Consider the following 3,115-nt stretch of genomic DNA (forward strand, 5'->3'; position numbering starts at 1 on the left):
TGTTTCGTAATAAGAAACAAGAGAGGGGAAGAGAATAATGGGCGAATACGTACAAAAAGGGAACATCCAAGTCGCCAAAGTGTTGTACGACTTTGTCAACGAGGAGCTTCTGCCGAACAGCGGGTTGGATCAAGACAAGTTTTGGAGCGATTTCGGCGCGCTCATTTCCGACTTGACGCCGCGCAACAAAGAATTGCTCGCCCGCCGCGACGAAATTCAAGAAAAATTGAATGAGTGGCATAAAGCGCATCGCGGCCGCTTTGATTTTAACGAATATAAAGCATTTTTGACAGACATCGGCTATTTGGAGCCGGAAGTCGAGGACTTTGAGATTACGACCGACAATGTCGATGATGAAATTGCCGTGCAAGCCGGGCCGCAGCTCGTCGTTCCGTTGACGAACGCCCGCTATGCATTAAACGCTGCCAACGCCCGTTGGGGCAGCCTGTACGACGCGCTGTACGGCACCGATGCCATCAGCGAAGAAGACGGCGCCGAGCGCGGTTCGTCGTACAACCCGGTGCGCGGGGCGAAAGTCATCGCCTACGGGCGGCAGTTTTTAGATGAAGCGGTGCCGCTGGCGCAATATTCCCATAAAGACGCTGTCCAGTACGCCATTGTTGATGGCCAGCTTGTCGTGACGACAGAAGGCGGGGCGACGACGGGGCTGAAAGAGCCGGAAAAATTCGTCGGCTTCCAAGGCGACCCGCAACATCCGACAGCGGTGTTGCTGAAGAACAATGGCCTTCACATTGAAATTCAAATCGACCGCGAGCATGCGGTCGGAAAAACGGATCAAGCCGGGGTCAAAGACATTGTCCTAGAAGCGGCCGTGACAACGATCATGGACGGTGAAGATTCGGTGGCGGCCGTTGACGCCGAAGACAAAGTGCTCGTTTACCGCAACTTGTTTGGTCTCGTTAAAGGCGATTTGACAGCGACATTTGAGAAAAACGGCAAAATCATGACGCGCTCCCTGAACCCGGATCGCGTATACAAAACGCCGGATGGCGGGGAGCTCGTGCTGCCGGGCCGTTCGCTCATGTTCGTGCGCAACGTCGGGCACTTAATGACGAACAACGCGATCTTGCATGCGAATGGCGAGGAAGTGCATGAAGGGATCATGGACGCCGTCATTACAAGCTTGATTATGAAACATTCGCTCATCGGCAATACACGCTACTTGAATTCGCGCAAAGGTTCCATCTACATCGTCAAGCCGAAAATGCACGGATCGGCGGAAGTGGCGTTTGCCAACGAGCTGTTTGACCGTGTCGAAGATATGCTCGGCCTTGAGCGGAATACGATTAAAATCGGCGTGATGGACGAGGAGCGCCGCACGTCGCTCAACTTGAAAAACTGCATCTACCAAGTGCGCGACCGCATCATTTTTATCAACACCGGCTTCCTCGACCGGACCGGAGACGAAATTCATACGTCGATGGAAGCGGGGCCGATGCTGCGCAAAAACGAGATGAAATCATCGACTTGGCTGCAGGCGTATGAAAAATCGAACGTCGCCGTTGGGCTTGCCGCCGGCTTCCGCGGCCGGGCGCAAATCGGCAAAGGAATGTGGGCGATGCCGGATTTGATGGCAGAAATGCTGAAGCAAAAAGGAGCGCAGCTCAAAGCAGGCGCCAATACGGCATGGGTGCCGTCGCCGACAGCGGCCACGCTCCATGCGCTTCATTACCATCAAGTGAACGTCTCCGCTGTGCAAAGCGAACTGGCGAACGATCGGAACGATTATCGCGACGACATGTTGCAAATCCCGGTCGTTGACCATCCGCAATGGACAGCGGAAGAGATTCAAGAAGAGCTCGACAACAACTGCCAAAGCATTTTAGGCTATGTCGTCCGCTGGATCGACCAAGGGATCGGCTGCTCGAAAGTGCCGGACATTCACAACGTCGGACTGATGGAAGACCGGGCGACGCTTCGCATCTCGAGCCAAATTCTCGCCAACTGGCTCCATCATGGCATTTGCACGAAAGAGCAAGTGCTTGAGACGCTCAAGCGGATGGCGAAAGTCGTCGACGAACAAAACGCCGGCGATCCGAACTATCGTCCGATGGCGCCGAATTACGATGATTCGGTGGCGTTCCAAGCGGCGTGCGATCTCATTTTCCGCGGCTATGAACAGCCAAACGGCTATACCGAGCCGATTTTGCACCGCCGCCGTCAAGAAGCAAAAGCGAAATTTGCCGCCATTCAGCAATAAACGCCAAAAGTTGTATAAGGAACAAGGGATGGATGACCTTGTTCCTTCCTATCTATTATGATCAGAAAATTAAGAAAATAAATGGAGAAAGGAGGCAGCTCCTAGTTACTATTGGCCGGTTGTCAAACGCAAAGCAGCACAAAAGGCGGTACAAGGGGATGGGGAAGGCTAGTAGCTAGGGATCAGTGATGGAACATTTGCGAGAACGAGCGTTGCTTGTCCATCGGCAGGCAAGAGGAAAGCTGTCAGTTGAAGTGAAAGTGCCGGTCGTGAATGCCAATGATTTAAGTCTCATTTATTCGCCGGGAGTGGCTGAACCGTGCAAAGAAATTTACGTCGACCAAGACGAAATGTACAACTATACAGTGAAGGGAAATTTTGTCGCCGTCGTCTCGAATGGCACGGCGGTGCTTGGGCTTGGCAACATTGGCGCGCGGGCGGCGCTTCCGGTCATGGAAGGGAAAGCCGCCTTGTTCAAAGCGTTCGCCGGGATCGATGCCGTGCCGCTTTGCCTCGATACTGAAGATCCGGAACAAATCATTCAAACGGTCAAGTTGCTGGAACCGGCGTTTGGGGGCATCAATTTGGAAGATATCGCCGCCCCCGCCTGCTTTGTCATTGAAGAGCGTCTTCGCCAAGAGATGGCGATCCCGGTGTTTCATGATGATCAGCATGGCACGGCGATTGTCGTGGCCGCTGGGCTGACGAACGCCTTGAAAGTGGTTGGCAAACAGCTTGCCGATTGCCGGGTTGTCATCAACGGCGCCGGCGCTGCCGGGGTGGCGATCGCCAAATTGCTGCTGTCGATCGGAGTCGGCGAACTGATCGTTTGCGACACAAAAGGAGCGATTTATGAAGGGCGCTCGCATGGGATGAACGCTATCAAGGAAGAAA

The 3,115-nt window shown here is 53.8% G+C and carries 2 protein-coding genes; both read left to right on the forward strand.

Translation table 11 applies throughout. The features are described from left to right. The first annotated feature begins 37 nt into the window (after positions 1-37). Positions 38-2,221, forward strand: coding sequence for a malate synthase G (locus VU18_RS06640; RefSeq protein WP_011231029.1), 2,184 nt, complete (start codon positions 38-40; stop codon positions 2,219-2,221). A gap of 188 nt (positions 2,222-2,409) precedes the next feature. Beyond that, a partial coding sequence (locus VU18_RS19570; protein ID WP_304413648.1) for an NADP-dependent malic enzyme occupies positions 2,410-3,115 on the forward strand: 706 nt, incomplete at its 3' end.

The sequence above is a fragment of the Geobacillus sp. ZGt-1 genome (genome assembly GCF_001026865.1).
GTDB lineage: Bacteria > Bacillota > Bacilli > Bacillales > Anoxybacillaceae > Geobacillus > Geobacillus thermoleovorans.